This window comes from Planomonospora algeriensis (assembly GCF_977012225.1).
This window is the reverse complement of record NZ_CDRNDK010000443.1, coordinates 1-5,087: the sequence shown is the minus strand read 5'-3', so window position 1 is coordinate 5,087 and position 5,087 is coordinate 1. Positions and strand designations below refer to the sequence as shown.

The window sequence follows — 5,087 nt, the reverse complement described above, 5'->3', positions numbered from 1 at the left end:
GCCCCCGCGGAGGCCGCCGCGGCCTGAGCGCCGACGGCCCCCGGGCGGAGCCGGCGGACCGCGTTGAAGACACCGCGGTCAGTCAGGCCGAGAGCCGGGCTCCACCGGGAGGCGTTCCCCTGCCCCCGTACCGTCAGTCCAGGCAGAACTCGTTGCCCTCGGGGTCGGTCATCACGATGAAGCCGGCGCTCGTCGGAGGAGCGGGCTCGAAGCGGCGCACACGCCTGGCCCCCAGCGCGATGAGCCGGTCGCACTCGGCCTCCAGCGCCGCCATCCGCTCCGGCCCCTGCAGCCCGGGAGCCGCACGGACGTCGAGGTGGACGCGGTTCTTGCCGGCCTTGTCCTCCGGCACCCGCTGGAAGAACAGCCGCGGGCCGTGCCCGTCCGGGTCCTCGATGGCCGACGCCGAGTTGCGCCCCTCCTCCGGCACGCCGGCCCGCGCGAGGAAGTCGTCCCACGCGGCCAGCGGGTCGGCGCCCTCCGGCAACTCGACCCCGGGCGGGCCGGGGTGCACGTAGCCCAGCACATCGCGCCAGAAGGACGACAGCGCCCGCGGGTCGTGGGCGTCGAAGGTGACCTGGATGTGGCGGCTCATCGTGTTGCTCCGTCTGTGGCGGTTCTCATGTGCGGTCAGGCGGCGGCGTCCGGTCCCCGGCGGTCCCAGCCGTTTCCAGCGGTTTCCAGCCGGGTCCGTCCGCGTCCGTCCGCGTCCGTCCGCGTCCGTGACGTCATCCTGGCACGCCTGGCGGACATGATCGGTCCGCTATCTCTGGCAAAGTGGATCTCGTGACTCCTCCGCTCCCTGAAGGGAGCGGCTTCTCGCTTTCCTCTGCTGAGGTAGGCGACGGACAAGCCCTGCCCGTTTCAAGCAAAAAACCGTAACAGGGAAGCGATTCCCCTGCCGGGTGAACCCGGCAGTCCCCTCGCTAGATCTGATGGACGCGGGGTGCGATGACGGGCGGCGCCCGACGCGGCGGCGTACGTGCAGGAGGGCGTGGCGAGCCGGGTCTACCCGCACCGGGCGCGTTTCCTGGTGCACGCTCCGGCCGACACGGTGCGCGCGCAGGTCCCGGCGGCGGAACGACCGCGGGGCGCGGGCGCACCCGAAGGTGCTCCCGCGCCCCGCAGCCCCTGCGGGGGCCGCCCCCCGCAGGCCGTACGGCCCGGCCGCGTCAGGCCGAGCGCGCCATCCGCGCCTCGTCGGCGTGCTGCGCCGGGACCGGAACGGTCGTGTCGGCCGCGCGCCGCGCGTCGAGGGCCAGCATCAGCCGGTCCTCCAGCTTGAACGTGCCGATGATCAGGTGCCGGTAGGCGCCCGCGAGCGTGTCCGGCGGCGGCTCGAAGGCCTCGTCGTCGAGCTCGATGACCTCGCCGATGCGGTCCACGAGCAGGCTCACCCACTCGTCGTCCACCGAGACGATGACGTTCATCGCCGGGACGCTCAGGTCCCGGGCCGGCAGGCCGAGCTGGACCCGCAGGTCCACCGCGTCGATGACCTGGCCGCGCAGGTTGAACAGGCCGCCGACCGAGGTCGGGGCGAGCGGGACGCGGGTGTACTCGTGGAAGCGCAGGACTTCCTGCACCTGGGCCACGTCGACCCCGAAGAGCTGATCGGCCACCTCGAAAGTGGCGTACTGGCGACTGGGCATCTCAGGCTCCCACCATGGATTCGGACATCTCCGCGTAGAACCGCGGGTCGGCGGCGAGGATCGCCCGCCGCACGTCGAGCAACTCGGTGACCCGCTGCTGGATCACCGCAGAGCCGGTCAGGCCGTCGTCGTCGAGGTCGCTGCGCGACTCGATGTGGTCCTCGACGATGTCGACGATCTGCTGGACGACCAGGGCGACGCTCCGCCCCCGCTCGGTGTAGACCACCGCGGGCACGGTCTCGCCCTCCTCCACGTCGTAGCAGCCCAGCAGCGAGGCCAGGCGGATGACCGGCAGGATGTGGTCGCGGTACTGGACCACCTCCCGGCTGCCGACCCGCTCGATCCGCTGCACCGGGAACTCCTCCAGGCGGGTGACCATGTCGAGCGGGATCGCCACCCGGCGCTCCCCGATGCCGGCGATGAGCAGGCGCTCGATGTGGCTGTCGCGGGGGCGGGCGCCGGCCTGGTCGACCTGGGCGCGCTCGACGGCCTCGGCGGCCAGGTGCGCCCTGCGGGCCAGCGACGGGATGTCGAGGATCAGCGCGACCTTGCCGTCGCCGACGATGGTGGAGCCGGCGTAGACGCCGACGTCCTTCATCCGCCCGCTCAGCGGCTTGACCACGATCTCCTCGGTGTTCAGGACCCGGTCGACGACCAGGCCGAAGCGCCGGCCGTCGGCCTGCAGCACCGCGATGTAGACGTCGCGGTCGCTGTTGCGGACCGGCAGGCCCAGCGTCTCGTCCAGGCGCACCAGCGGCAGGAGCTTGCCCCGCAGCCGGTAGACCGGCGCACCCGACACGTGCTCGATCGTCTGGCCGGACTGGCCGTCCACGAACACCAGCTCGTCCACGCCCACCTGCGGGATGGCGTAGCGCTCGGCGCCGCACTCCACGGTCAGGGCCTGGATGATCGCCAGGGTCAGCGGGATGGTCAGCCGCCACGTGGTGCCGGCGCCCAGCGTCGAGTCGACGTCGACGGCGCCGCCGATCTGCTCGATGTTGGTCTTCACCACGTCCATGCCGACACCGCGGCCGGAGACGTTGGTGACCTTCTTGGCGGTGGAGAACCCGGGCCGGAAGACCAGCGCGATGATCTCGCGGGAGTCCATCCGGGCGAGCTGGTCGCGGGTGACGACACCGCGGTCCAGCGCCGTCTGCGCCACCCGGTCGACGTCGATGCCCGCGCCGTCGTCCTTGATCTCCACGACGACGTGGCCGCCCTCGTGGGCGGCACGCAGCGTCAGCGTGCCCTGCGGGTCCTTGCCCTTGGCCACGCGCTCGGCGGAGGTCTCGATGCCGTGGTCGACCGCGTTGCGCACCAGGTGCGTCAGCGGGTCCTTGACGGCCTCCAGGAGGCTGCGGTCGAGCTCGGTCTCCTTGCCCTCCATCGCCAGCTTGACCTGCTTGCCCATGGCGCCGCTGAGGTCGCGCACGACGCGCGGCAGCTTGGACCAGATGTGGTCGATAGGCTGCATGCGCGTCTTCATGACGCTCTCCTGCAGCTCACTGGTGATCAGGTTCAGCCGCTGGGTGGTGCGCACCAGGGCCGGGTCGGAGATCTCGCTGACGCCGCGCACGATCTGGTTGCGGGTCAGCACCAGCTCGCCGACCAGCCGCATGAGGGTGTCGAGCAGGTCGACGTCCACGCGGATGGAGCTGTCGGCGATGCTGCGCTTGTTGTTCTGGCCGGTGGGCTCGTCGGCGCCGGGGGCCTGGCCCCTGCCCTGGCCCCTGCCCTGGCCCTTGGCGGTGCGGGCCGGCACGGTCTCGGCGGGCTCGACGACCTCGGCCGCGGGGGCCTCGGGCTTCTCCGCCTTCTCGGGCGCCTGCGCCGGTGCGGCGGGCTCGGCGGACTCCACGCTCTCCACGGTCTCGGCGGGCCGCGGCTGGGCCTTGGGCGCCGGAGCGGAGGCCTGGGCCGGCTTGGGTGCGGCCGGGTCCTCGATGCACGCCGCCACCATGGCGATGACCGGCTCGACGTCGACGTCACCCTCACCGCCGTTCTCCTCGATCGAGCCGAGCAGGGTGCGCACGGTGTCCACCATGGCCAGCAGCGCGTCCGCGCTGGCGGGGTTCATCTGCTGGGCTCCGTCGCGGAGCCGGGACAGCAGTGACTCGCCCGCGTGGGTGAGCGTCTCCAGGCGGTGGAACGCCAGGAAACCGCTAGTGCCCTTGATAGTGTGGATAGTCCGGAAAATGCTGGAGAGCATCTCCCTGGAGCCCGGGTCCTGCTCCAGAGCCACCAGGTCCCGGTCCAACTGGTCCAGGTTCTCGTGACTCTCGACCAGGAACTCCTGGATGATGTCGCCCAACTCGTCCACGACGTTCCTCTCCCTCTCTCATACGCAGCCCTTCCATCGGCCCTCGCCGACGCCACCTGAGGAAGACCGTGGACCGGAACCACCGTCTCCGCCACCTTTTCCGGGTTTCCCTCAGGACGCCGGCCGGGATGCCGATGCGGGGTCATCGGGCTTCTCGCCCGAGCCCGCGGCGGACGCTCCGGCGGCCGCCGCCCGCAGCGGCAGGGACGCCGCACGCGGGGGAGTCCCCGGGCGCCACGGAAGGGACACACGATGCGCCGCAACGGCGATCGATCGCGCCGGCGTGCCCGCGCGATGACCGTCATCGGTCCACCGGTCCACGCTCTGCCGTACGGCACGGCCCCGACCGCCGGAGCCGTCACCGCCCCGCGCCCGGCCCTGCCCCCGGCCGTCCGCCGGGGTCCCGGCCCGCGGAGCGTCCGATCCCAGGCATGCCCTGCCATGCCCTGCCATCGCTGACGCTCCGCCCCTGAAACGTGCCCGGTGCCTGTGGCGATGCCCCGCCACAGGCACCGGGCGCAACCAGTTCGCGCCCATAGGGCAACCGGGAACGTGACCCGGATCACAGTCAATACCAGTACTGCATCGAGGCGTCGGCGAGGAGCCGTCCGGCGCCGGGCGGACGAGGAGACGACCTGATGACCATCGAGATGAACAACACCGTCCGAGCCGAGGCTCTGGCCCTCGCCCCCGTGTCCGCGTCCGTCCTGCTGGACCGCGAGGACGCCGACGCCGTGATCTCCCAGGCGATCGTCCTGCACGGCGGCGAGGAGGGCTGCGCCGCGGCGCTGGCCCAGGAGTTCGGCGAGCACCCGGAACTCGCCGTCCAGCGGATGCGCTGGGCCAGCTCCATCGTGGGCAGGCTGTACGGCTGATCTTGGGTGTGCGACCCTTCCGCATTTACATTGTAAAGATGTGATGGTCGCACAACTCCCCACCCGGTCCTCGCCTGGCCCGGCGTGATCCTCGGCAACGGATCCCGCATCGGATCAACGCTGAGCCAGGGCGGCGAAGCGTGGATCCCGGCGCCAGCCCCCTGTCCCGGCGGGACCCTCCGCGCGGTGGGGCCGGCCGTCCCCGGGGCGGGGGGGCGTGCCGTGGGGCGCACCACTCGACGG

The 5,087-nt window shown here is 72.0% G+C and carries 4 protein-coding genes and 1 pseudogene; 2 read left to right on the top strand and 3 right to left on the bottom strand.

Going from position 1 to position 5,087, the window contains the following annotated elements; genetic code table 11:
* Positions 1-133 precede the first annotated feature (133 nt).
* Complete coding sequence (locus tag ACWJ6R_RS29805; protein WP_449065411.1) at positions 134-595, bottom strand: VOC family protein; 462 nt, start codon at positions 593-595, stop codon at positions 134-136.
* Between the two features lie 360 nt (positions 596-955).
* Between ACWJ6R_RS29805 and ACWJ6R_RS29800 the strand changes: the two are divergent.
* Positions 956-1,078, top strand: a pseudogene (locus ACWJ6R_RS29800) (transcriptional regulator); the annotation flags it as partial.
* A gap of 94 nt (positions 1,079-1,172) precedes the next feature.
* Here ACWJ6R_RS29800 and ACWJ6R_RS29795 read toward each other — a convergent pair.
* Both ACWJ6R_RS29795 and ACWJ6R_RS29790 read right to left on the bottom strand, forming a co-directional pair.
* A complete protein-coding gene (locus tag ACWJ6R_RS29795; RefSeq protein WP_196455126.1) occupies positions 1,173-1,649 on the bottom strand; it encodes a chemotaxis protein CheW in 477 nt (158 codons plus the stop codon).
* Position 1,650: 1 nt separating this feature from the next.
* The gene (locus ACWJ6R_RS29790; protein WP_449065410.1) at positions 1,651-3,969 is read right to left on the bottom strand and encodes a chemotaxis protein CheW; all 2,319 of its coding nucleotides are present in this window, start codon (positions 3,967-3,969) and stop codon (positions 1,651-1,653) included.
* 638 nt (positions 3,970-4,607) lie between these two features.
* Here ACWJ6R_RS29790 and ACWJ6R_RS29785 point away from each other — a divergent pair.
* Entirely contained in the window at positions 4,608-4,844 is a 237-nt protein-coding gene (locus ACWJ6R_RS29785; RefSeq protein WP_449065409.1) for a hypothetical protein, read from the top strand.
* The last annotated feature ends 243 nt before the right edge of the window (positions 4,845-5,087 follow it).

Bases quoted from the DNA above. Each gene is read 5' to 3' on its own strand.
- ACWJ6R_RS29795 (WP_196455126.1), bottom strand. From the start codon at position 1,649: ATGCCCAGTCGCCAGTACGCCACTTTCGAGGTGGCCGATCAGCTCTTC.
- ACWJ6R_RS29805 (WP_449065411.1), bottom strand. From the start codon at position 595: ATGAGCCGCCACATCCAGGTCACCTTCGACGCCCACGACCCGCGGGCG.
- ACWJ6R_RS29785 (WP_449065409.1), top strand. From the start codon at position 4,608: ATGACCATCGAGATGAACAACACCGTCCGAGCCGAGGCTCTGGCCCTC.